23 protein-coding genes and 1 pseudogene are annotated in these 23,540 nt (G+C 69.9%); 2 read left to right on the top strand and 22 right to left on the bottom strand.

The features are described 5' to 3' along the window. Window positions 1-55 precede the first annotated feature (55 nt). The 15 genes from DEP02_RS16545 to DEP02_RS16615 all read right to left on the bottom strand — a co-directional run bounded on the left by DEP02_RS16545 (window position 56) and on the right by DEP02_RS16615 (window position 14,910). On the bottom strand, window positions 56-676 hold the full coding sequence (locus DEP02_RS16545) for a GTP-binding protein (protein WP_112468103.1): 621 nt from the start codon (window positions 674-676) through the stop codon (window positions 56-58). Continuing rightward, window positions 657-1,064, bottom strand: a complete 408-nt coding sequence (locus DEP02_RS16550) for a DUF742 domain-containing protein (protein WP_112468105.1) — start codon at window positions 1,062-1,064, stop codon at window positions 657-659. Before DEP02_RS16550 ends, DEP02_RS16545 begins: the two co-directional genes overlap by 20 nt. Beyond that, on the bottom strand, window positions 1,061-1,468 hold the full coding sequence (locus tag DEP02_RS16555; RefSeq protein ID WP_112468107.1) for a roadblock/LC7 domain-containing protein: 408 nt from the start codon (window positions 1,466-1,468) through the stop codon (window positions 1,061-1,063). The genes DEP02_RS16550 and DEP02_RS16555 overlap by 4 nt, the downstream gene beginning before the upstream one ends. Beyond that, window positions 1,465-3,042, bottom strand: a complete 1,578-nt coding sequence (locus tag DEP02_RS16560) for a sensor histidine kinase (protein WP_232839155.1) — start codon at window positions 3,040-3,042, stop codon at window positions 1,465-1,467. The genes DEP02_RS16555 and DEP02_RS16560 overlap by 4 nt, the downstream gene beginning before the upstream one ends. A 437-nt stretch (window positions 3,043-3,479) precedes the next feature. Next, window positions 3,480-6,329: a DEAD/DEAH box helicase gene (locus tag DEP02_RS16565; RefSeq protein ID WP_112468109.1), complete on the bottom strand. Its 2,850-nt coding sequence runs from the start codon at window positions 6,327-6,329 to the stop codon at window positions 3,480-3,482. A gap of 102 nt (window positions 6,330-6,431) precedes the next feature. Beyond that, a complete protein-coding gene (tatC, locus tag DEP02_RS16570) occupies window positions 6,432-7,376 on the bottom strand; it encodes a twin-arginine translocase subunit TatC (RefSeq protein WP_112468112.1) in 945 nt (314 codons plus the stop codon). A gap of 47 nt (window positions 7,377-7,423) precedes the next feature. Further along, window positions 7,424-7,705 carry a Sec-independent protein translocase subunit TatA gene (gene tatA / locus DEP02_RS16575; RefSeq protein WP_112468114.1) on the bottom strand — a complete coding sequence of 94 codons (282 nt, stop codon included), beginning with the start codon at window positions 7,703-7,705 and terminating at the stop codon, window positions 7,424-7,426. A gap of 236 nt (window positions 7,706-7,941) precedes the next feature. After that, window positions 7,942-8,136, bottom strand: a complete 195-nt coding sequence (locus DEP02_RS16580; protein WP_112468116.1) for a hypothetical protein — start codon at window positions 8,134-8,136, stop codon at window positions 7,942-7,944. A 10-nt stretch (window positions 8,137-8,146) separates the two neighbouring features. Further along, window positions 8,147-8,440, bottom strand: coding sequence for a hypothetical protein (locus DEP02_RS16585; RefSeq protein WP_112468118.1), 294 nt, complete (start codon window positions 8,438-8,440; stop codon window positions 8,147-8,149). Beyond that, on the bottom strand, window positions 8,437-9,516 hold the full coding sequence (locus tag DEP02_RS16590) for a helix-turn-helix transcriptional regulator (RefSeq protein WP_112468119.1): 1,080 nt from the start codon (window positions 9,514-9,516) through the stop codon (window positions 8,437-8,439). The genes DEP02_RS16585 and DEP02_RS16590 overlap by 4 nt, the downstream gene beginning before the upstream one ends. An 18-nt stretch (window positions 9,517-9,534) precedes the next feature. Then, a complete protein-coding gene (locus DEP02_RS16595; protein ID WP_112468121.1) occupies window positions 9,535-10,488 on the bottom strand; it encodes a helix-turn-helix transcriptional regulator in 954 nt (317 codons plus the stop codon). A 139-nt stretch (window positions 10,489-10,627) separates the two neighbouring features. Then, window positions 10,628-10,999, bottom strand: coding sequence for an FKBP-type peptidyl-prolyl cis-trans isomerase (locus DEP02_RS16600; RefSeq protein WP_112468123.1), 372 nt, complete (start codon window positions 10,997-10,999; stop codon window positions 10,628-10,630). A 127-nt stretch (window positions 11,000-11,126) separates the two neighbouring features. After that, window positions 11,127-12,128, bottom strand: a complete 1,002-nt coding sequence (locus DEP02_RS16605) for an FKBP-type peptidyl-prolyl cis-trans isomerase (RefSeq protein ID WP_112468125.1) — start codon at window positions 12,126-12,128, stop codon at window positions 11,127-11,129. 142 nt (window positions 12,129-12,270) lie between these two features. Then, window positions 12,271-13,632 carry a Pup--protein ligase gene (gene pafA / locus DEP02_RS16610; RefSeq protein WP_112468128.1) on the bottom strand — a complete coding sequence of 454 codons (1,362 nt, stop codon included), beginning with the start codon at window positions 13,630-13,632 and terminating at the stop codon, window positions 12,271-12,273. Between the two features lie 9 nt (window positions 13,633-13,641). Continuing rightward, window positions 13,642-14,910 (bottom strand): MFS transporter, encoded by a 1,269-nt coding sequence (locus DEP02_RS16615; protein WP_112468130.1) that lies wholly within the window; start codon window positions 14,908-14,910, stop codon window positions 13,642-13,644. A gap of 156 nt (window positions 14,911-15,066) precedes the next feature. Between DEP02_RS16615 and DEP02_RS16620 the strand changes: the two genes are divergently transcribed. Next, a complete protein-coding gene (locus DEP02_RS16620; RefSeq protein WP_112468132.1) occupies window positions 15,067-16,083 on the top strand; it encodes a LacI family DNA-binding transcriptional regulator in 1,017 nt (338 codons plus the stop codon). A 77-nt stretch (window positions 16,084-16,160) separates the two neighbouring features. On the opposite strand, the pseudogene prcA reads toward DEP02_RS16620, so the two are convergent. The 6 genes and pseudogenes from prcA to arc all read right to left on the bottom strand — a co-directional run. Further along, window positions 16,161-16,904: pseudogene (gene prcA / locus DEP02_RS16625) on the bottom strand (proteasome subunit alpha); the annotation flags it as partial. Window positions 16,905-16,965: 61 nt separating this feature from the next. Continuing rightward, on the bottom strand, window positions 16,966-17,811 hold the full coding sequence (gene prcB, locus DEP02_RS16630) for a proteasome subunit beta (protein ID WP_112468134.1): 846 nt from the start codon (window positions 17,809-17,811) through the stop codon (window positions 16,966-16,968). Beyond that, window positions 17,763-18,218, bottom strand: a complete 456-nt coding sequence (locus tag DEP02_RS16635) for an endonuclease VII domain-containing protein (protein ID WP_112468136.1) — start codon at window positions 18,216-18,218, stop codon at window positions 17,763-17,765. Before DEP02_RS16635 ends, prcB begins: the two co-directional genes overlap by 49 nt. A 44-nt stretch (window positions 18,219-18,262) precedes the next feature. Then, window positions 18,263-18,481 (bottom strand): ubiquitin-like protein Pup, encoded by a 219-nt coding sequence (locus tag DEP02_RS16640; RefSeq protein ID WP_112468138.1) that lies wholly within the window; start codon window positions 18,479-18,481, stop codon window positions 18,263-18,265. A gap of 164 nt (window positions 18,482-18,645) precedes the next feature. Then, entirely contained in the window at window positions 18,646-20,157 is a 1,512-nt protein-coding gene (dop, locus tag DEP02_RS16645) for a depupylase/deamidase Dop (protein WP_369123208.1), read from the bottom strand. A 235-nt stretch (window positions 20,158-20,392) separates the two neighbouring features. After that, a complete protein-coding gene (arc, locus tag DEP02_RS16650) occupies window positions 20,393-22,159 on the bottom strand; it encodes a proteasome ATPase (RefSeq protein ID WP_112468142.1) in 1,767 nt (588 codons plus the stop codon). A 243-nt stretch (window positions 22,160-22,402) separates the two neighbouring features. On the opposite strand from arc, the gene DEP02_RS16660 reads away from it, so the two are divergent. Continuing rightward, entirely contained in the window at window positions 22,403-22,708 is a 306-nt protein-coding gene (locus DEP02_RS16660; protein WP_112468150.1) for a ferredoxin, read from the top strand. 57 nt (window positions 22,709-22,765) lie between these two features. Here DEP02_RS16660 and DEP02_RS16665 read toward each other — a convergent pair whose 3' ends face one another. Continuing rightward, window positions 22,766-23,344: a hypothetical protein gene (locus DEP02_RS16665; RefSeq protein WP_112468144.1), complete on the bottom strand. Its 579-nt coding sequence runs from the start codon at window positions 23,342-23,344 to the stop codon at window positions 22,766-22,768. Window positions 23,345-23,540: the final 196 nt, after the last annotated feature.

Consider the following 23,540-nt stretch of genomic DNA (forward strand, 5'->3'; position numbering starts at 1 on the left):
ACGGAAAGGCGAAACGGGAAGACGGATCGGGAGGGAAGGGGGACAGGGAGCCGGCTCAGCGCGGTGAGCCCGTGGTGGCCAGGGAGTGCAGGAAGCGCATGAGTGTCATCAGCACGTCCCGGCTGGAGGCGCGGCGACGCGCGTCGCACTCGACGATCGGGATCTCCTCGGCCAGATCGAGCGCCGCACGCAGTTCCCGGATCGGGTAACGGGGGCCGTCCGGGAAGGAGTTGACGGCGACGACGAAGGGCACGCCGCGCTCCTCCAGACGCCCTATGACGTCGAAGCTGACCTCCAGCCGACGGGTGTCGGCCAGCACGACCGCGCCGAGGGCGCCCTCGAACAGCCCGTTCCACAGGAACCAGAAGCGCTCCTGGCCGGGGGTGCCGAAGAGGTAGAGCACCAGCTGGTCGGTGATGCTGATGCGGCCGAAGTCCATCGCCACGGTGGTCGCCGTCTTGGACTCGGAGCCGTAGTTGTCGTCGACGCCGATGCCGGCCTGGGTCATGGTCTCCTCGGTGGTCAGCGGCCTGATCTCGCTGACCGAGCCGACCATGGTGGTCTTGCCGACCCCGAAACCGCCGACGATCACGATCTTCACCGCGGCCTGGGCCGTGTGCGGCAGATGGTCCCCGGTGCGCGGGCCGGGGAGGGTGTCAGAGCCTTTGAAGTCCATGCATCACCGCTTCGAGGAGGGAGCGGTCGGGGACCGCCTGGCGGACGATCGGCGCGCGGGCCTGCACCAGTTCGGCCGTGAGCAGTTCGGTGATCAGGACCGTCATCGCGCTGAACGGCAGGTTGAGGTAGGCCGACAGCTCGGCCACGGACAGGGGTGCGGTGCACAGCCGCAGCAGTGCCGCCTGTTCCGGGGTGGCGGACGGCGGTGGGTCGGCGCGTGCCACGATCAGGGTGACCAGGTCGAGGGCGGCGCGGGCGCCGTCCTCGTCCGCCCCGGCGACCACGTACAGGCGTTCGGGGTTCTTCGCCTCGCCCTGCTTGCCGGGTTTGGGGGGCGGCGGCGGTTCGTGCCGGGGGTAGCGCCTCTGGCGTCGCGGAGGAGTCATACGGCCTGCCCACCCCGCCGGGGCGGACTGGTCAGATGGGCGCCGATGCGGACCACCAGGTCGCGCATGCGGGCGCTCATCAGACCGGGTTCGGTGCGGATGTCGGCGAGCACCGCGAGGTAGGCGTTGGCACCGGCGGACATCAGGTAGAAGTAGCCGCCGCCGATCTCGATGATGACCAGCTTCATCCGGCCGTCGCTGTCGGGGATCTCGACGGCGACGGCGGTGGCCAGGCTCTGCAGTCCGGCGCAGGCGGCGGCGACCCGGTCGGCGGCGTCGGGCTCGCCGCCGTAGCGGGCGATGCGCAGGCCGTCGGCCGAGAGCACGACGATCATCTCGATGCCCGGTACGCCGTCGTGGAGCTCCTTGAGCATCCAGTCGAAGTTGGCTCGCTGCTGGATCACTTGTAGTCCCCCTCGTCGTCGGCCTGAGCGTCGGCCTCGGCATGGGCCGGCTTCTCGATCAGGTGCAGATAAGCGGTCGGGTCCTGTGTGAACGCGGTCGGGTCCGGTCCGGGGTTGTCCTTCTTCAGTCCGTCCCAGAAGGCCTCGACCCACAGGCCCGGTTCGGGTTCGTTCTCCTTGGGCGCGGGCTCGGGTGTGTCCCACACGGAGCCGCCGCTCTCCTGTGCGGCACGCTCGGCGGCGGCCTGTTCGGCGATGCGCTGGCTGAGCGGGGTCCTGACCCGGCTGCGGCGCTGCGGCAGGCCGGTCGCGGTCCACTCGGTGACCTCGGGGACGTCGTCCTCCATGGACACCGTCGCGGGGATGCGGGGGCTGGTGGGACGGCGCTTCTTGGGGGTGCGCTTGGGTCCCTCCACCGCGTCCTCTCCGGGCCGGGGGATGGAGGTGGCGCCGATGCCGTGGGCGAGTCCGGGGGCGGGGTCGGTGGTCATCATGCTGCTCGGCACGACGAGGACGGCGCGGACGCCTCCGTACGCCGAGGCCCGCAGCGAGACCTGCATGTTGTACGCCGAACACAGGCGTCCCACGACCGCGAGGCCCAGGCGCGGGGTGTCGCCGAGCTCCTGCGGGTCGACGCCGGCCTTGGCCGCCTCGAGCAGCCTCTCGATCCGGGTGCGGGCCTCCTCGCTGAGGCTGACGCCGCCGTCCTCGATCTCGATGGCGACGCCGGTCTGCACCTCCACGGCGGTGACGTGCACCTTGGTCTGCGGCGGGGAGTAGCGGGTGGCGTTGTCGAGGAGTTCGGCCGCGGCGTGGATGACCGGCTCGACGTCGGTGCCCTTGATGTTGACCTTGGCGATGGAGTGCAGCTCGATGCGCCGGTACTCCAGGATCCGGGACATGGCGCCGCGCAGCACGCTGTAGAGGGTGACGGGGTTCGGCCACTGGCGGCCGGGGCGGCCGCCGCCGATGACGGAGATGGAGTCGGCCAGGCGGCCGATCAGCGCGGTGCCGTGGTCGATGCGCAGCAGGTCGTCGAAGACCTCGGGGCTGCGGCCGTGGTCCTCCTCCATCTCCCTCAGCTCACTGGCCTGTTGGTGCACGATCGCCTGGACGCGCCGGGCGATGCTGACCAGGGAGCGCTGGGTGGAGTCACGCATGTTCTCCTCGTCGTCCACGATCTTGAGGATCGTGCGGACGACCTCGCGCTGCGACTCGGGGATCCGGCGCCATTCGGGGTTGCCGTCGATGATGTCGCGCATCACCTCGCGGGGGGTGTTGTTGCCGCGCAGGTGGTGGATGGCGGCGGGGATGATGTCCGTTCCGAGGCGGACGATCTCCTGGTCGTGGGCGGCCAGACGCCGCTCCAGATACGCGGTGTGCCGGGTGTGCTCCGCCCGCTGGTCCTGGATGGTGCGGCCGCGGCGCACCGCTTCGGCGCCCGTGGCGAGGACCAGGAGGGTGGCGACGGCGCCGCAGCAGGCGACGGCGAAGCGGGCCGGGTCGGCCACCAGGGCGACGGCGGCTCCGGTGGCCGCCGCCATGACTATGGCCGGCAGCAACAACACGCGCATGTAGGGAAGTTCACGGCCGCCGGGGGGTGATTGAACACTCACCATGTAAGCCCTCTGAGATGAATCGGCTGGGGTTCGGGGCAGCTTCCAGTGGGTATGTCAGGGAACTGTCCGGATATTCGGCAGGTCTGCGGACACTTGGGAACAAGCGCACGAATACACCTCAACTCGGTGCGCCGTGGGCGAGCCTAGTCCGACCGGATCATCGCCGTGTCATATCGGGAGACCGCCTGAAACGAGGCGCGGACAGGAGTACGCTCGGGTGATTTACACACTCGGACCGTGTTCGAACACAAAGCGTCATGAGGCACAGGTGTACGAAATCAGCTCACCCTGACGGGTGAGGAAACACATCAGGGCAGGGGCGGCCCGTCACCGGACCCGGGCCCCTGCCCTGAGATCGACGCGATGCGACGCGAGCGGCGCGGTCGGCGTGGTCAGCCGACCGACGAGTAGGCCACGACTCCCCGCAGCAGCCCGTCCACCGCCCTGCGCGCGTTCCTGGCCACCGTCGAGTCCTCGGCGGGTGCCGCCGCCGAGATCTGGCCCAGCACGTCGATCACCTGCTTGCACCAGCGCACGAAGTCGCCCGCCGGCATCTCTGCCTCGCGCAGCACCTCGTCCAGCCCCTTGCCGGAGGCCCACATGTAGGCGGCCCAGGCGAAGCCGAGGTCGGGCTCGCGCTGGCCCACGCCCTCGGTCTGGTTGATGCGAAACTCCTCTTCCAGGGCGTCCAGCCGGCCCCAGATCCGCACCATCTCGCCGAGCGCGGCCTTCGCCCTGCCCGAGGGCAGCTTGGGCGGCAGGGCGTCGTCACTGAGCCGGGCCTCGTAGACCAACGCCGAGACGCAGGCGGCCAGTTCGGCCGGTCCCAGCCCCTCCCAGACACGCTCGCGCAGGCATTCGCTGGCGAGCAGGTCGAGTTCGCCGTAGAGCCGGGCGAGCCGCTTGCCGTGCTCGGTCACCTCGTTGCCCCGCAGGTAGTCGAGCTCGGTGAGCAGCGCCACGATGCGGTCGAAGGTGCGCGCGATGGTGTTCGTACGGCCCTCGATGCGGTGCTCCAGCTGCTTGGTGTCGCGCAGCAGCCGGTGGTAGCGCTCGGCCCAACGGGCGTGGTCCTCGCGGTCGTCGCACCCGTGGCAGGGGTGGGCGCGCAGCGCGGCGCGCAGCCGGGAGATCTCGCGGTCGTCGGCCGCCTGGGAGCGCCGCTTGCGGTGCCGCTCCGGCGGGATGTGCCCGGCCTTGGTGCGCAGTGCGGAGGCGAGGTCCCTGCGGGACTGCGGGGAGCGGGGGTTGAAGGACTTCGGGATCCGCATCCGCTCCAACGGCTCCACGGGCACCGGGAAGTCGATGGACGCCAGCCGCTTGACCTGCCGCTCGGCGGTCAGGACGAGCGGGCGCGGGCCCTCCTGGTACTCAAAGCCGCGGTGGCCGTTGGAACGGTCCGCCGGCAGGCCCGGGTCCAGCACCAGCGCCAGACCGGCGTACTTGCCGGTGGGTACGTGGATGACATCGCCCGGCTTGAGCTTCTCCAGGGCCACGGCGGCCTCGGCACGCCGCTGGACCGCGCCCTGCCGGGCCAGCTCGGTCTCGCGGTCCTTCAGTTCGCGACGCAGCCGCGCGTACTCCGAGAAGTCGCCGAGGTGGCAGGTCATCGAGGCCTTGTAGCCCTCAAGACCCTCCTCGTTGCGCTGCACCTGCCGGGAGATCCCGACGACCGACTTGTCGGCCTGGAACTGCGCGAAGGAGGTCTCCAGCAGTTCGCGGGAGCGGTGCCGGCCGAACTGCTCGACCAGGTTGACCGCCATGTTGTACGACGGCTTGAAGCTGGAGCGCAGCGGATAGGTGCGGGTGCCGGCCAGGCCCGCCAGGTGCTCGGGACTCATCCCCCGCTGCCACAGCACCACCGCGTGCCCCTCGACGTCGATGCCACGGCGGCCGGCGCGGCCGGTCAGCTGCGTGTACTCGCCGGGGGTGATGTCGGCGTGCTGCTCGCCGTTCCACTTGACGAGCTTCTCCAGCACCACCGAGCGGGCGGGCATGTTGATGCCGAGAGCCAGGGTCTCGGTGGCGAAGACCGCCTTGACCAGGCCGCGCACGAACAGTTCCTCGACGACCTCCTTGAAGGTCGGCAGCATGCCCGCGTGGTGGGCGGCGATACCGCGCTCCAGGCCCTCCAGCCACTCGTAGTAGCCGAGGACGTGCAGGTCCTCCGGCGGGATGGAGGCGGTGCGCTCCTCGACCAGGGCGCGGACCTCCTCCCGGGCCTGCTCGTCGTTGAGCCTGAGGCCCGCGTACAGGCACTGCTGGACGGCGGCCTCGCAGGCGGCGCGGCTGAAGATGAAGGTGATCGCCGGGAGCAGGCCCTCGGCGTCCAGCCGTTCGATGACCTCGGGACGGCTCGGGGTCCAGATCCGGGAGCGCTGTCTGCGCTCGCGCTCGCGGTCGGCCTCGCGCATGTTCCGGCGCCGGCGGTCCTGGAACGAGGGGCGGCCGGCCTCGAGGCGGGCCATGCGCATCAGGTCGGGGTTGACGGCCTTCTTGTGGCCCTCGGCCTCCTCGAACAGGTCGTACATCCGGCGTCCGGCCAGCACGTGCTGGAACAGGGGCACGGGCCGGTGCTCGGAGACGATCACCTGGGTGTCGCCGCGGACGGTGTCCAGCCAGTCGCCGAACTCCTCGGCGTTGGACACGGTCGCCGACAGCGACACCAGGGTCACCGACTCGGGCAGGTGGATGATCACTTCCTCCCAGACGGCGCCGCGGAAGCGGTCGGAGAGGTAGTGCACCTCGTCCATGACCACGTAGCCGAGGCCGAGGAGGGTCTGCGAGCCGGCGTACAGCATGTTCCGCAGCACCTCGGTGGTCATCACGACCACCGGGGCCTCGGAGTTGAGGCTGTTGTCGCCGGTGAGCAGGCCGACCTTGCCGCTGCCGTAGCGACGGCACAGGTCGGAGTACTTCTGGTTGGACAGCGCCTTGATGGGTGTCGTGTAGAAGCACTTCCTGCCCTGCTGGAGGGCGAGGTGGACGGCGAACTCGCCCACGATCGTCTTGCCGGAGCCGGTGGGCGCGGCGACCAGCACGCCCTTGCCCGCCTCGAGCGCCTGGCAGGCCTCGATCTGGAACGGGTCGAGACCGAAGTCGTACATCTCGCGGAAGCCCGCGAGCGCGGTGGCCTGCTCGGCAGCTCGCCTGCGCGCTGCCGCGTACCGCTCGGCCGGTGAGAGGTCCTCTGTCATCGTGCTTTCGAGCGTACCGGGCCGCACTGACAACGTGACGATCATTATCCCGTTCGGCCCGGGAACCCCGGCAACGAGGAGGGGCCGGCCTCTCGCGCTGCGGGCGGCCGGCCCAAGGCCGTCGGTGGTGCCGGTGGTCGGGTCAGGTCAGGTCACGTCGTCGTACCCGTTGACCCGCTCCGTGCCGGTCTGCTCGGGCAGGGTGCGGTGGGGGGTGACGGGTTCGACCTCGCCGACCTCCTCGGGGGTGAGGTCCAGCTCGGAGGCCTCGTCGTCGGCGGGTCCCTCGGCCTCCCGCAGGCGCCTGCGCCGGTCGTTCATCAGGGCGAAGCCGGTGGCCAGGAAGTACAGCAGGACGATCGGGGCCGCGAGCGACAGCATCGAGATCGGGTCGACCGTGGGCGTGGCGAACGCCGCGAAGACCGTGACGCCCAGGATCATGCCCCGCCACCAGCCGAGCATCCGGCGCCCGGTGACCATCCCGGTGAGGTTCAGCATCACCAGCAGCAGCGGCATCTCGAAGGAGAGACCGAAGACGATCACCATGCGGGTGACGAGGTTCAGCAGATCGTCCAGCGGCAGCAGGTTGACCGCGCCGACGGGCGTGAAGTCGATCAGGACGCTGGCCGCCGCGGGAAGCACGTGGTACGAGAAGTACGCGCCTGCCAGGAACAGGGGGAAGCCGGCCGCGACGAACGCCATCGAGTAGCGCTTCTCGTGCTTGTGCAGGCCGGGCGCGACAAAGGCCCAGAGCTGGTAGAGCCAGACGGGGCTGGCGATGACGACACCGGCGGTCAGCGCCACCTTGATCATCAGCGTGAAGGGTCCCAGGAGGCCCTCGACGGTGATGTTGCCGCAGGCACCCTCCTTCTGCTGGGCCAGCTCCGTGAACGACTTGGTGCATCCCACCGAGCGCTGGATGGGCTCGGTGAGCAGATCGATGATGTCCCGGTAGAAAAAGGCGGCCACGACCGCACCGATCACAATGGCCAGGACGGCCTTCGCGAGCCGGTTGCGGAGCTCACGAAGGTGTTCCGCGAGGGGCATCCGCCCCTCGGGATCCTTCTCCTTCTTGCGGGCAGGCTTGAGCAACCCACGTCCTCATCTCGTGCGGCAGGCCGGAGCGGTCCGGCCGTGCGTCAGCGCTTGGTGGTGTCCGTCGGCTCGCTGACCGGGCGCGAGCTGGTGACGTCGCCGGGGGCGGCCTGGATGGTGCGCTGGGCGGGGGGCTGCTCCTCGGTGGCGGGCGCCGGGGCGGAGGATTTGCCGCCGTCCTCCTTCATCGCCTTGGCCTCGCTCTTGAGGATGCGGGCGGACTTGCCGAGCGAGCGCGCCATGTCCGGAAGCTTCTTCGCGCCGAACAGCAGGACGATGACGACGAGGATGAGAATGATCTCGGGGGCTCCGAGCCTTCCGAACATAAGTCTTTACCTTCTCACCGAGGCGGCTGGGTGGGTGCTGTCCGACCGGCCGGACGCAGGTCCGACCCATCGCTCTGACAGCGATCGTAACGCTCAGGGGTGAACACGAGGCAATCCCTGTGCGTACGCCCGTCCGCGGCCCGGGCCTCGTTCTCCGGTCCGCGACCAGCAGCGTACCTGCCGGAAGCGGCGGTATGACAGGGCGAAGCCACCCGGGCCGTACGCCGCGCGAGGGCTCACAACGTGTCCACGGACCGGGCGGCGCTCATGGTCGCCCGCTCCAGGTCCTCGGCCGCCCTGTTGATGCGGCGCGCCGACTCCGTGACCTGCCGGCCCAGGCGCTGTGCCTCCACGAAGACCCGGACGGCGAGCACTCCGAGGACGGCGAGCCCCACGAAACCCGCCGCCACCGCGAACATCGGCCAGAACATGACGCCGAGCCTAGAGGGTGGAGTGCAGGCGCAGGGTGCTGACCCCGCCGCCGGTGAGCAGTTCGACGATCCGCTCACCGGCCGGCTTGCGGACCGCGGCGCCGCAGTCGGGGCAGGTGAAGGAGTAGAAGGTGGTGCGGCTGCTGGCACCGATGACCAGGCGCAGCGCGCTCGCGGCGAGCTCGCAACGGCCCCGGCAGTCCGGGCAGCCCGCCCGGAACACCACCGGAGCCACGCTCCGCATCCCGGCGAACGCCGCCGCCACCGACATCCCGCGCACTCCAGCCGTCGCCGACTCGCTCAAAGCCCCTGCTCCTGCCTGTCGTACCGCCCGTCGTGAACCGCGTGCGCACTCCGGGCGTCCGGCACCGCGCGGTCCCCGGTGTTCCCGGCGGCCCCGATGCCGTCGTACGCCGCCAGGGCCTCCCGGGCCGCCCGCTGGGCGCTGGTGGCCAGCTCGCGGGGGGCGACGATGCGGCCGTCGCCGCCCAGGCGGAGGGCCAGGCGTCTGAGGGAGGCCGGATCGGGGGTGCGCAGAGTGATGCGCAGGCCTCCGTCGGGGAGCTCATCGGCGCTGTCGTGCGGGTAGTACTCGGCGACCCAGCGGCCGCCCGGGCCGACCTCGACGACGACCTCCGGGTCCTCCGCGGCCGGCTGCACCAGCGCCTGGGACAGGTCGCGCAACTCCATCTCGGGCGGCGCGGACGGCTCGTCGAGGATCTTGATCTCGGCGACCCGGTCGAGCCGGAAGGTGCGGCGCGCCTCGGAGCGGCGGCACCAGGCCTCCACATACGTGTGCCCGACGCTGACCAGACGGATGGGGTCGATCTCGCGCTCGGTGACCTCGTCGCGGGCCGGCGAGTAGTAGCGGATCCACAGCCGGCGGCGCTCGGAGATCGCCCGGTCGACGTCGGCGAAGACGCCGCCCTCGGACTCGAAGGTCACCGACAGCCGGGAGCTGGCGCCGGCGGCCTCGCCGGCCGCGGCCTCCACCTTGGCCGTCGCCCGCAGCAGCGCCTGCCGGTCGCTCTCGCGCAGGCCCGGCAGGGTGGCCACCGCACGGGCGGCGACCAGCAGCGCGGTCGCCTCGTCGGCGGCCAGCCGCAGCGGCTCGGCCGCCTCCGCGCCGAGCGCGGCCGGGTTGTGCCACCAGATGCGCTCGCCGTCGGTGTCGATGTCCAGCAGGTCGCCACCACGGAAGCTGGTGCCGCACATGGGCAGCACGTCGAGGTCGGAGACCAGCTCGTCCTCGGTGATGCCGAAGGCGCGCGCCACGTCCTCCACCCGGGCGCCGGGCCGCTCCCTGAGATACGTCACCAGGGACAGCATCCGCCGGGTCTGGTCGATGGCGCTCGTGGGCCTGACCGGTTTGCCTGCCACAGTCTCGCTCGCTCCCCCTCAGCCCTTGGCCACGGCACGCAGCCGCTCCACCACGTCCGCCCGCAGCTCGTCCGGCTCCAGCACCACCACGTCCGGTCCGAACTCCACCAGCCAGGCGTCCAGCCCGTGCCCGTACGGGATGTCCAACTCGTCCCAGCCGTCACCGAGTTCCCGTACGGCGGTGGCTTTCGCCCGAAGGGGGTACCCGGCGCCCGTGCGCAGCCGGATCCGCGCGGAGCGGTCGGTGATCTCGCCCGCCCAGCCCGCCACGGTCTCGCGCACGGTGACGACGTCGGGGACCGGGGCGGTGAAGCCGGTGCCGCGGGAGCGGACCCTGCCGGTGATCCTGGACAGCCGGAAGACCCGCTCGGCGCCGCGGTCGCGGTCGAAGCCGGCCAGGTACCAGTGGCCCCGCCAGCACTCCAGCGCCCACGGCTCGACATGCCGGGTCTCGGGGCGGACGGCGGTGGCCTTGCGGTAGTCGAAGACGACCGGACGGCGGTCGCGGCAGGCCAGCATCAGCGGCTCGAAGGCGGCCTCGTGGACCGGGATGCGCGGCTCCAGGGCGCCGTGGGTCTCGTACGGGTCGACGTCCTCGGGCAGCCCCGCCGCGCGCAGCTTCTGCAGGGCGCCGCTGGCCGCTCCGGCCAGGCGGGCCTGCTGCCAGACCTTGGCGGCCAGGCCCAGGGCGGCGGCCTCCTCGGCGTCCAGGGTGATGGGCGGCAGCCGGTTGCTGTCCCGGCGGGCCAGATAGCCGACCTCGCCGTCCAGGCTCTCGACGGTCTCGATGACCAGCCCGAGCTCGCGCAGGTCGTCCTTGTCCCGCTCGAACATGCGGTTGAAGGAGTCGTCGGTCCCCGCTTCGAGGTAGGCCTCGATGGACCCGCGCAGCTCACGCTTGCTCAGCGGCCGCCGGGTCCCGAGCAGACACAGCGCCAGGTTCATCAGCCGCTCGGCCTTGGCAATGGCCATCGACGCCCTTCGCCTTCCCTATGGTCCTTACGACCGACGACCGTACCGCCCCGACGTGCGGTGACAAAAGCCGAGGCCCATGCCCGAACAGGCATGGGCCTCGGACGATCGGATCCCGCACGGATCCGGCGCGGGCCGATCAGACCGCGACCAGGTCGCAGACGAAGATCAGCGTCTCGCCGGGCTTGATCCGGGCGCCCGCGCCGCGGTCGCCGTAGGCCAGGTGCGGCGGGATGATCAGCTGGCGGCGCCCGCCGACCTTCATGCCCTGCACGCCCCGGTCCCAGCCGGCGATGACCTGGCCGACACCCAGCTGGAACCGCAGCGGCGTACCGCGGTTCCAGGACGCGTCGAACTCCTCACCGGTGGAGAAGGCCACACCGACGTAGTGCACGGAGACGGTGTCGCCCGCCTTGGCCTGCGGCCCGTCGCCCTCCCAGATGTCCTTGATCTCAAGATCCGCCGGGGGCTCGCCGCCCGGGAAGTCGATCTCGGGCTTCTCGATGCTCACGTCCTACGCTCCTGCTCGTCCACTACAAGTACAAGAAAACCACGACTACGAAACCCGCACAGTCTTACATCCCCGCCGGGTGCGCGCCCGCGGCGGGAGACCGTGGCGTGGCGCTGACCGCAGTGCTCTACATCGCCGCCAGGATGTCCACCGAGAAGACCAGCGTGGAGTCCTTCTTGATGTCGCTGCCGGGGGGCGGGTTGTCGCCGTAGCCCAGGGACGGCGGGACGACGACCAGGACCCGGCTGCCGACCTTCTTGCCGGTCAGGCCCTCGGCCCAGCCCTTGACGACCTGCTGCAGGGAGAACGAGGCCAGGGTGTCCCTCTGGTACGTGGAGTCGAACTCCTTGCCGCCGTCCCACAGCACGCCCTTGTACTGGACGAGCACGGTGCTCTCCGCCTTGACCACGGGGCCGTCGCCCTCGATGACGTAGTCGGCCACCAGCTTCTTGGGCGCGGCGGCCTTGGGGACGGTGATGGACGGGGCCGCGCCGTCGGTGTTGGTGCCCACCTCGGGCAGGCCGGCGTTGTTCTGCGGAACCGTCCTGCCCTGGGCCGAGCTCTTGGAGTTGAAGGTGTTCTGCACGTCCACGACGAAGACCAGCGTGTCGGTGCCCTTGATGCCCGCCTGCGCGTTGCCCTGCGTGCCGTACCCCCAGGTGGGCGGCACGGAGAACTCGACGCGGCTGCCGACCTTCTTACCCTCCAGGGCGTAGCGCCAGCCGTCGATGATCGTGCCCTGGGACAGCTGGATGATCAGCGGAGCCTTGCGGTCGTAGGAGTTGTCGAAGATCTTTCCCGTGTCCCAGATCTGGCCCAGGTAGTGCGCCTGGACATAGTCGTTCTCCGCGATCGTCCGGCCACCGCCCGCGATCACCGTCTTGACGGCGATGTCCTTCGAGGGGGCGCCGCTGCCCTTGGCGACGGTCGGTTTCTCGCCGAACTTCGTGCCCGCGGTGATCTCCGGCAGCGGCCCGGAGACGATCTTCGGTGACGGCGCGGAGGACGGGACCGAGGCGGAGGGCGACGGGCTCTCGCTGGCCTTGCTCGAACCGGACTTGTCGTTGCCGCAGGCGGCCAGCGTGACAAGTCCCGCGGGTACGGACAGAAGAAGTGAGCGTCGGCGCACGGTGGGGGCCTCGTAATCGGTCGATCTTGTTGATGGCGTGCGCGCAACTCTACGTCGTGAGAAGGGCGCCGTACCTGAAACGTACGGCGCCCGTGTGGCGTTCCGGCCTTTCGTGCGGAACCGGCGCCCCGGTCCGCCCCGCTCACATTCCGGCGATCAGCTTCTCCACCCGGTCGTCCACCGAACGGAACGGGTCCTTGCACAACACCGTCCGCTGCGCCTGGTCGTTGAGCTTCAGGTGCACCCAGTCGACGGTGAAGTCCCTGCGCTGTTCCTGCGCCCGCCGGATGAAGTCGCCGCGCAGCCGGGCCCGAGTGGTCTGCGGGGGGACCGACTTGGCTTCGAAGATCTTCAAGTCGTTGCAGATCCGGGCGGCTTGGCCCCTCTTCTCCAGCAGGTAGTACAGGCCACGACGACGGTGGATGTCGTGGTAGGCGAGGTCTATCTGGGCGACCCGCGGATGCGACATGGTCATGTTGTGCTTGGCCCGGTACCGCTCGATGAGCTTGTACTTCATCACCCAGTCGATCTCGGTGCCGATCCGGTCGAGGTCCTCGGCCTCGATCGCGTCCAGCGTGCGGCCCCACAGCTCCAGCACCTGCTCCACCGTGCCGGTGCGGATGCCGCGCCGTTCGCAGAAGTCCACCGCCTTCTCGTAGTACTCCCGCTGCACCTCCAGCGCCGAGGCCTCCCGGCCGCTGGCCAGGCGCACCTTGCGGCGGCCCGTGATGTCGTGGCTGACCTCGCGGATCGCCCGGATCGGGTTCTCCAGGGTCAGGTCGCGCATCACCGTGCCCGCCTCGATCATGCGCAGCACCAGGTCGGTCGCGCCGACCTTCAGCAGCATCGTCGTCTCGGACATGTTGGAGTCGCCCACGATGACGTGCAGCCGGCGGTAGCGCTCGGCGTCCGCGTGCGGCTCGTCACGCGTGTTGATGATGGGCCGCGAACGGGTGGTCGCCGAGGAGACGCCCTCCCAGATGTGCTCGGCCCGCTGGCTCACGCAGTACACGGCCCCGCGGGGGGTCTGCAGAACCTTTCCCGCACCGCAGAGCAGCTGGCGCGTGACCAGGAACGGGATGAGGATGTCCGCGAGCCGCGAGAACTCCCCGTGCCGTGCCACCAGATAGTTCTCGTGGCAACCGTAGGAGTTGCCCGCCGAGTCGGTGTTGTTCTTGAAGAGGTAGACGTCGCCCGCGATTCCCTCCTCGTGCAGGCGTCGCTCCGCGTCTACCTGGAGTCCTTCCAGAATGCGCTCTCCGGCCTTGTCGTGGGTGACCAGTTCGATCACATTGTCACATTCGGGTGTCGCGTATTCCGGATGTGACCCCACGTCGAGATAGAGCCGGGCGCCGTTTCGCAGAAAAACATTGCTGCTTCGGCCCCATGACACGACACGGCGGAAAAGGTACCGCGCCACCTCGTCAGGAGACAGGCGCCGCTGTCCCCTGAACGTGCACGTGACGCCGTACTCGTTCTCCAGCCCGAAAATGCGGCGGTCCATGCATGAACCTTACGCCCGATCCTCGGAACTCAAACGGGGTTCGAGAGCACGATTTGGATCATTTTCCGATGAAGCCGCAACCACCGCCCGCCCCACGGGAGCTGAAAGGACCCGTCCGGTGGCCAGCAGCACCAGCAGCGACACGGCCCCCGCGGCACCCGGCACCGCGAAGCCCCACAGCGCGCCGCCCGCCTGGACCACCGGGCCCGCGAGCCCCGTTCCGACCGACGCTCCCACGGTGAACGTCGTCACCAGCCACGAGAACGCCTCCGTCACCGTCCCGGCCGGAGCGTGCCGGTCCACGATGACGAACGCACAGGCGATGCACGGCGCGAGGAACACCCCGGACACCATCGCCAGCAGCACCATCGCCACCACGCCCGGCATCAGCGTCAGCGGCAGATAACAGACCGCCAGAAGAGCCACCAGCACCCGCAGTCGCCGCTCGGGCACACCGCTCCACTGCCGCGCCCCGTAGACCGCACCGCCCACCAGCGCGCCCAGCCCCAGCCCGGCCATCAGCCAGCCGTACACCGCGTCACCGCCGTGCTCGTCGGCGTACGGCACCGCCGCCACCGTGATCGAGCCCAGCGCGACCCCCACGAAGAGGAACGCGCCGAGCAGCGCCAGCAGCCCCGGCGAGCGCAGCGCGCCCAGCCAGTGCGCCTCCCGCGGTGCCGAGCGCCACGCGCGCGAGGGCGGCGAACAGACCACGGACAGCGCGCCCAGCACCCCGAGGACGTTCAGCACCACCAGTGCCACCTGCGCCGACCACAGCGACACGCACAGGGTCACCAGCAACGGGCCGACGGTGAACATGACTTCCTGCGCCACGGCGTCCATGGCGTACGCCGTGTGCACCTGGTCCTCCCGGCGCAGCACGGAGGGCCACAGGGCGCGCAGACCGCCTTCCAGGGGCGGTGTGAAGAGTCCGGCGGCCGCCACGGCGGTGGCGGCGAGAGCGGTCGGCTCGATGCCGGTCAGGGCGAAGGCGGTCATCGCCAGGGCCGCCGCGAGCGCGGCCGGCAACTGGACGCGGGGCTGCCCGTGCAGGTCCACCATGCGTCCGAGCAGCGGCTGGCCCACGGCGTTGGCCACGCCGTACACCGCCGCCAGCGCCCCCGCCAGGCTGTACGTGCCGCCTTCCGCGCGCACGAACAGCAGGATCGCGATCGCCCCGGTCGCGTTGGGCAGCCGCCCCACGAGCGTGCCGGCCAGCAGCCGGGCGGCGTGCCGCGCCCGGAGAATCTCCAGGTATCCCGCGAATCCCGCGGCCATCGCCCTGCCTTCCGTCGACTTGCCCGAGGCGCTGGAGCAACCTCCGGTGTTACGTATAACGTGCTCGGTCATACGTACCATGTGCGCTGTTCACCGGTCCAGACGACCGGCAGCGAGCCGGAGGCGAACGAGCGGATGAAGAGGAGCAGCCCCGCGGTGGCACGAAGCAGCACGCGCCCCACCAGCCGTGACGTCGCCCAGGCCGCGGGGGTCTCCCAGGCCGCCGTCTCCCTCGTCCTCGGCGACAAGTGGCGCGGCCGGGTGGCCGAGGCGACCGCCGAACGGGTGAGGCAGGCCGCCCGGGAACTCGGCTACCGGCCCAACCTGGCCGCCCGCAACCTGCGCCTGGGCCGCACCCGGACCGTGCTCCTCGTCGTCCCGGCCCTGACCACCGAGTTCTTCGCCGGGGTCTACACCGGGGCCGCCCGCGTCGCCGCCGAGCACGGCTTCGGCGTCGTGCTGTACCCCTCCCCCGAGGGCATCGGCCCGGCGAAGAACCCCTTCGCCTCCGCCCAGGCCGCCCTGGACGGCGTCATCGCCTCCTCCATGGCCGCCGACGCCCTCACCGCGATCCGCGGCGACCGGCTGCCGCTGGTCATGCTGGACAGCGACCCCGAGGGCAGCCCGGGCGCCGCCACCGTCAACCTGGACATCGCGGACGGCATCCGCCAGGTCGCCGGCCACCTGCTGGGCCTGGGCCACCGGAGATTCCTGCACCTCGCGGCGGACGTGGCCTCCTGGACCTTCGAGGTACGGGCCCGGGAGCTCGCGGCGCGTGCGGGCGCCGTGCCCGGCACCTCGGTGCGCACCGTCCGCTCCCCCCTCTCCTTCGAGGACGCCCGGGCCGCCACCGAGGCCGCGCTCGGCACCCCCGGCCCGCGGCCCACCGCACTGGTGTGCGACGACGACAAGCTGGCCGCCGGCGCCTACAAGGCCCTGCGCCGCCTCGGGCTGCGCGTGCCCGACGACATCTCCGTCACCGGCCTGGACGACCTCGCCCTCGCCACCGCCATCGACCCCGAGCTGACCACCGTACGGCTGGACGCGGAGCTCTTCGGCGAACGGGGCATGCACGCCCTCCTCGCCGTCCTGGAGGGCCGCACACCCCAGGGCGGTGACATTCCCGTGGAACTGGTCGTACGGGGCTCCACAGCACCACCGGGCGCCTCCTGAGACGCCCGGGTGCCCCGGCCGTTCCGTCGGCCGGGGCACCCGGGAGCGGGGCAGTGGCCCGGGGCTACTTCTCCTCCCTCGGAGCCCTCCTCCTCGGAGCCCTCCGCCTCCGTCGCGGCGCCGTCGGCCTGCAGCAGCCGCTGGAGCCGGCGGCCCACGATCCGCTTGAACTTGCGCTTCTGCGGGCGCGTACGGTCCAGCACCGCCACCTCCAGGCGCTCGGCGGGGATCTCCCGCTCGCTGCCGTTGGTGTCGCGGGACAGGGCCTGCACGGCCAGCTTCAGCGCCTCCGCCAGGGACATGCCGTCCCGGTGGCGCTGGTCCAGGTAGCCGCTGATCTGCTCGGCGTTGCCGCCGACCGCGACCGAGCCGTGCTCGTCCACGATCGACCCGTCGTGCGGCAGCCGGTAGATCTGGTCGCCCTCCGGGGTCTCCCCCACCTCGGCGACCACCAGCTCCACCTCGTACGGCTTCTCCGCGGCGCTGGAGAAGATCGTGCCCAGGGTCTGGGCGTAGACGTTCGCCAGGCCGCGGGCGGTCACGTCGTCCCGGTCGTAGGTGTAACCGCGCAGGTCGGCGTAGCGGACGCCGCCGATGCGCAGGTTCTCGTACTCGTTGTACTTGCCGGCGGCCGCGAACCCGATCCGGTCGTAGATCTCGCTGAACTTGTGCAGCGCGCGGGACGGATTCTCACCGACGAACACGATTCCGTCGGTGTACTGCAGCACGACCAGGCTGCGGCCACGGGCGATGCCCTTGCGGGCGTACTCCGCCCGGTCGGCCATGGCCTGTTGAGGTGAGACATAGAACGGCGTCGACACCGGTTATCCGTCCCTTTCTGTCGAAGTCACTGGATCACCCTGGAGAAGAACCGGCCGCCGGCTACAGCAGCGCGGCCCGCGGGCCGTCGGGCTGCTCCAGCCGCCGCTGCAGCACCGAGCGAGAGATCTCGGAGGACTCTTCCTCGGTGAGCCGGCGGAAGCCGTCCTCGGTGATCACGGTGACGATCGGATAGATCCGGCGGGCGACATCGGGACCACCGGTCGCCGAGTCGTCGTCTGCCGCGTCGTACAGGGCCTGCACCACCAGCGTGGTGGCGTCGGCCTCGGTCAGGTCCTCGCGGTAGAGCTTCTTCATGGCGCCGCGCGCGAAGATCGAGCCGGAACCGGTGGCCGCGAAGCCGTGCTCCTCGGACCGGCCGCCGGTGACGTCGTAGGAGAAGATCCGGCCCTTCTCCCGGTCCAGGTCGTACCCCGCGAAGAGCGGGACCACGGCCAGGCCCTGCATGGCCATGCCCAGGTTGGAGCGGATCATGGTCGACAGCCGGTTCGCCTTGCCCTCCAGCGACAGCTGCGTCCCCTCGACCTTCTCGAAGTGCTCCAGCTCCAGCTGGAACAGCTTCACCATCTCCACGGCGAGACCCGCCGTGCCGGCGATCCCCACGGCCGAGTACTCGTCCGCCGGGAACACCTTCTCGATGTCCCGCTGCGCGATGACGTTCCCCATGGTCGCCCGCCGGTCACCGGCCAGCACGACGCCCCCCGGGAAGGACACCGCCACGATCGTCGTCCCGTGCGGCGCCTCGACCACCCCCTGGGTCGGCGGCAGCTGCCGCTTGCCCGGCAGCAGCTCCGGCTGGTGCTCGGCGAGGAAGTCCATGAAGGAGGAGGACCCAGGCGTCAGGAAGGCAGCTGGTAGACGCCCGGTGCTACGAGTGTTGGCTTCCACACGTTTCCTTCCACGTATGCGGCCGCTCGCCTTATGACGTCGGGCCGATCCTTGAACTGCCCCAGCGCGGCGTCGCAGCTGAAGCACAGTACGCCACGGACCCTACCCGTCTCGTGGCAGTGATCCACATGTGCCGGCGGAGCCGGCAAACAGATGCAGCAGACGCCTCGCTGCGAAGCGACCAGCATGTCGCGCTCGGCTTCCGTGATGCCGTACCGGCGCTTCACGCGAACCGGCTTTCCCATGGCCTCCCGGCGACGCCGGGAGTGCGCGGCGCTGTGTTCCGCCACGCACTCCCGGCACCGCACTCGGAGGCCGTCGCGTCGGTTCTTGTCCCGCGCGAAAGCGGTGAGCGGCAGTTCTCTCCTGCAGCGCGCGCACCGCTTCTCCGACGTTTCCGCAACCATCCCCCCGAGACCTTCGATCTGAAGGCGATCGCCCCGAAACGTCTTTACTCTCCGCCCTTCTGGACGAAACTCCGAACGAAATCCTCGGCGTTGGACTCGAGCACATCATCGATTTCGTCGAGGACGTCGTCCACGTCGTCGCTCAGCTTCTCGTGGCGTTCCTTGAGTTCTTCCGCGGCCTGTGCGTCCTGGGCCTGCTCCTCGATCTCCTCGGTGGAGCGCGTGGCCTTCTGCTGCCCGCCGCCGGTGTCCTTCGTTGCCATAACCCTCACCCCGCTCAGTTCGCCCTACATGACCAGACCCTACAAGCCGGGTCCGACATCGGCCCCGCAGTTTCTCCGACGTGCGAGGGCCACCTCGATGATTCCCGCACCTGGGGATTTCCACCCTGGGCGGCCTGCCTGATCCGGTGTCCGTTCGTGTTCGCTCAGCCTCCTGACAGAACCCTGACCAGGTCCTCCGCGGTGCGGCAGCGGTCCAGGAGCTCCTTGACGTGATTACGCGTTCCGCGAAGCGGTTCCAGGGTTGGGACGCGCTGGAGCGAGTCCCGGCCCGGCAGGTCGAAGATGACCGAGTCCCAGGAGGCCGCGGCGACGTCGTCGGCGTACTGCTCCAGGCAGCGTCCGCGGAAGTACGCACGCGTGTCCTCCGGCGGCTTCGTACGAGCCCGGTCGACCTCGGCCTCGTCCAGGAGCCGCTTCATGCGGCCCCGGGCCACCAGGCGGTTGTACAGGCCCTTCTCGGGGCGTACGTCCGCGTACTGGAGGTCGACGAGGTGGAGCCGGGCGGAGTCCCAGTCGAGGCCGTCACGGCGCCGGTAACCCTCCATGAGCTCCCGCTTGGCGATCCAGTCCAGCTCGCCGGCCAGGCTCATGGGATCGTTCTCCAGGCGGTTGAGGGTGTCCTCCCAACGGGTCAGGACGTCCTTGGTCTGGTCGTCGGTGTCCGCCCCGAAACGCTCCTCGACGTACTTGCGCGACAGCTCGTAGTACTCCATCTGGAGCTGTACGGCGGTGAGTGTCCGGCCGCTGCGGAGCGTGATCAGGCGCTTGAGCGACGGGTCGTGCGAGATCTGGTGGAGTGTGCGGACGGGCTGGTCGACAGCCAGGTCGACGGCGATGAAGCCGTCTTCGATCATGGACAGGACCAGGGCGGTCGTGCCCAGTTTCAGGTACGTCGAGATCTCGGAGAGGTTGGCGTCGCCGATGATCACGTGCAGGCGGCGGTATTTCTCCGCGTCGGCGTGCGGTTCGTCGCGTGTGTTGATGATCGGCCGTTTGAGTGTGGTCTCCAGGCCGACCTCGACCTCGAAGTAGTCCGCGCGCTGGCTGATCTGGAAGCCGTGTTCGTGGCCGTCCTGGCCGATGCCGACGCGGCCTGCCCCGGCGACGACCTGGCGGGAGACGAAGAAGGGCGTGAGGTGGCGCACGATGTCGGAGAAGGCGGTTTCCCGCTTCATCAGGTAGTTCTCGTGCGTGCCGTAGCTGGCGCCCTTGTTGTCCGTGTTGTTCTTGTAGAGGTGGATCGGCTGGGCGCCGGGCAGCTGGGCGGCCCGTTCGGCGGCTTCGGCCATGATCCTCTCGCCGGCCTTGTCCCACAGGACGGCGTCGCGCGGGTTGGTGACCTCGGGCGCGCTGTACTCGGGGTGGGCGTGGTCGACGTAGAGCCGTGCGCCGTTGGTCAGGATGACGTTGGCCAGGCCGATGTCCTCGTCGGTGAGCTGGCTGGCGTCGGCGGCCTCTCGGGCGAGGTCGAAGCCACGGGCGTCCCGCAGTGGATTCTCCTCCTCGAAGTCCCAGCGGGCCCGGCGGGCCCGGTGCATCGCCGCCGCGTAGGCGTTGACGATCTGGGACGAGGTGAGCATGGCATTGGCGTTGGGGTGGCCGGGGACGGAGATTCCGTATTCCGTCTCGATGCCCATTACTCGCCGTACGGTCATGCGGCCCTCCTTGCCCGGCGGCGCCCTCGGTCGTGGGCGGCGCTCAAGTACCGCTGATGCTCGGGTGCCTGTGCGGTGCCCGTCCCCGCGCTGCGCGACCCGGCGGTAGGAAAGAGCCTAGAACGCCTTTGCGCTGGTGGGGAGATCATTTGTGTCATTGCCTGCCCCATGCGGTGGCCTGGAAAACAGTCGGCTGCGGGTACCCCGTGGAGGGCACCCGCAGCCGCCCTGTTTTTTACAGGTACTGACCGGTGTTCGCCACCGTGTCGATGGAGCGTCCGGTGTCCGCGCCCTGCTTTCCGGTGATGAGGGTGCGGATGTAGACGATCCGCTCGCCCTTCTTTCCGGAGATCCGGGCCCAGTCGTCGGGGTTGGTGGTGTTGGGCAGGTCCTCGTTCTCCTTGAACTCGTCCACGCACGCCTGGAGCAGGTGGGAGACGCGCAGGCCCTTCTGGTTCTTCTCGAGGAAGTCCTTGATCGCCATCTTCTTGGCGCGGCCCACGATGTTCTCGATCATGGCGCCGGAGTTGAAGTCCTTGAAGTAGAGGACTTCCTTGTCGCCGTTGGCGTAGGTGACCTCCAGGAAGCGGTTCTCCTCGGTTTCGGCGTACATGTGTTCCACCGCGGTCTGGATCATCGCCTGGACCGTGGAGTCCTTGGCGCCGCCGTGTTCCGCGAGGTCCTCCGCGTGCAGCGGGAGACGCTCGGTGAGGTACTTGCCGAAGATGTCCTGGGCCGCTTCGGCGTCCGGACGCTCGATCTTGATCTTCACATCGAGGCGGCCGGGCCGCAGGATGGCCGGGTCGATCATGTCCTCGCGGTTGGAGGCGCCGATCACGACCACGTTCTGCAGGCCTTCCACGCCGTCGATCTCGGCGAGCAGCTGCGGGACGATGGTGTTCTCCACGTCCGAGCTGACGCCGGAGCCGCGGGTGCGGAAGAGGGACTCCATCTCGTCGAAGAAGACGATGACGGGGGTGCCCTCGCCGGCCTTCTCCCGGGCACGCTGGAAGACGAGGCGGATCTGCCGCTCGGTCTCGCCGACGTACTTGTTCAGCAGCTCGGGGCCCTTGATGTTGAGGAAGAAGCTCTTGCCGGCGGCCTGGCCGGTCACCTCGGCGACCTTCTTGGCGAGCGAGTTGGCGACGGCCTTGGCGATGAGCGTCTTGCCGCATCCGGGGGGTCCGTAGAGCAGGACGCCCTTGGGCGGGCGCAGCTCGTGCTCCCTGAACAGGTCCGGGTAGAGGTACGGCAGCTCCACGGCGTCGCGGATGGCCTCGATCTGGTTGCCGAGGCCGCCGATCTGCTCGTAGCCGATGTCGGGCACCTCTTCGAGGACGAGTTCCTCGACCTCGCTCTTGGGCACGACCTCGTAGACGTAGCCGGACCTGGGCTCGAGCAGGAGGGCGTCGCCGGGGCGGATGACGACGTCCAGCAGCGGCTCGGCGAGCCGTACCACCCGTTCCTCGTCGGTGTGCCCGAGTACCAGGGCGCGCTCGCCGTCCTCGAGGATCTCCTTGAGTGTGACGATGTCGCCGACGCGCTCGAATTCCATGGCTTCCACCACGTTGAGCGCCTCGTTCAGCATCACTTCCTGGCCGCGCCGGAGCTCCTCGAGCTCGACGCTGGGGCTGACGTTCACCCTCAGCTTGCGGCCGCCGGTGAAGATGTCGGCGGTGCCGTCCTCGTTCGCCTGCAGGAAGACTCCGAAGCCGGCCGGCGGCTGGGCGAGCCGGTCGACCTCTTCCTTGAGGGCCACGATCTGGTCGCGGGCCTCGCGGAGCGTGTTCGCCAGCCGTTCGTTCTGGGCGGACACGCCGGCCAGGTTGGTCTGCAGCTCGACGATCCGCTCTTCGAGAATCCTCGTGTGTCGCGGAGAGTCGGCGAGCTTGCGTCGCAGGACGGCGATCTCCTGCTCAAGGTAGGCGATCTGCCCGGCCGGGTCCTCGGACCCGCGTCCCGGGCGGATGCCGCGGTTCATGTCGTCGTCGTGGGCTGCCACGGTCCTCACCTCCTCCAAGGGGAGCTGGACGCTTCCAGACCCTACCTGGGTGGGTGTCGATTGAAACCCCTAGATCACAAAGACTGTCGGGGTGTGTCCGATCTTCACCCTTGCGCTCTCCCTCACGCCAGGGGAATACCCACCGAACACGATGGGAAAGCCGCCGGAGGTAGGGTCGAGTTGTTCAACACCCTTCGGAGCTGGCTGGATTCCCGTACGGCTCGACGTGATACGGCAGGAGAGATGGGCGTGCAGCAGCGGACCTCGGACGGTGGCGAGGCACTGGAGGTCTGGATCGACCAGGATTTGTGCACCGGTGACGGCATCTGCGCGCAGTACGCGCCGGAGGTGTTCGAGCTGGATATCGACGGTCTGGCGTACGTGAAGGGCGCGGACGACGAGCTTCTGCAGGACAGCGGGGCGACAACGCCCGTGCCGCTGCAGCTTCTCGCGGATGTGGTCGATTCGGCGAAGGAATGCCCGGGCGAGTGCATCCACGTGCGTCGCGTTTCGGACAAGGTCGAAGTGTACGGACCTGACGCGGAGTGACCGCTTCCGTGCGATCCGTGATCACTGTCTGTTTTCTCACAGGTTCGGGGCGTGCGGTCAGATACCGCGCGTCCCGGCGGGCGTGGAGCGGACGAACGCGCCGTTCTTCCACTGCCACTTCACGCTGTCCTTGAGGTCGGGGCAGCAATTGGGCACGTCGGGCGAGGAGTAGCCGAGCAGGGTGGCGGTGACGGCTCCTTCGCGGATGGCGAAGTCCGTGACCGTGTACCGGTCCTTGGTGTCGACGAGGGTGGCGACGACGCGGGGCGCGGCGTCGCCGGCGGCCCGGGTGAGGACGTAGACGGCGTCGGGCGGGGTGCCCATGGAGGCGTCGCAGTGCACGACGGCGGCGGTCTCCGGCCTGCCGTCTCCGTCGAGGTCTCCGGATGCCTGCTTCGCCACCACGGCCTTCACGGGTCCGCAGTCGAGCGGGAACGTCACGCCGGTGGTGCCTGGGGCGGCCACGGGGGCGGGCTTCACGTGGGTGCTGGTGCCGACGGTCTGGGCGGCGGTGGCGGAGCCGGGTTGTACGACCGAGGAGAGGGCCACCACCGCGGCGACCGCGGTGGCGGTGGCCAGCCAGTGGATGGGGCGGGTGTGGGTGTGGGCCAGTTCCGGAACGGCGGGTTGCTGCACTAGGAGCGTCTCCTGTGAGGGCTGTGCCGGTGGGGGTGGCCAGCATCGTGCCACACGTCACAGTGCGGGGGAACGGCGGGGTGGGTACTCGTGCGGGCTTTGCGCGGCGGGTGCCGCGGTGCTGCGGTGCTGCGGTGCCGGGTCAACGCGAGGGCGCCGTGGCCGAGTTCCCGGTCGTCGTCGGGAACTCGGCCAC

This window comes from Streptomyces triticisoli (genome assembly GCF_003270085.1).
Taxonomy (GTDB): Bacteria; Actinomycetota; Actinomycetes; order Streptomycetales; family Streptomycetaceae; genus Streptomyces; species Streptomyces triticisoli.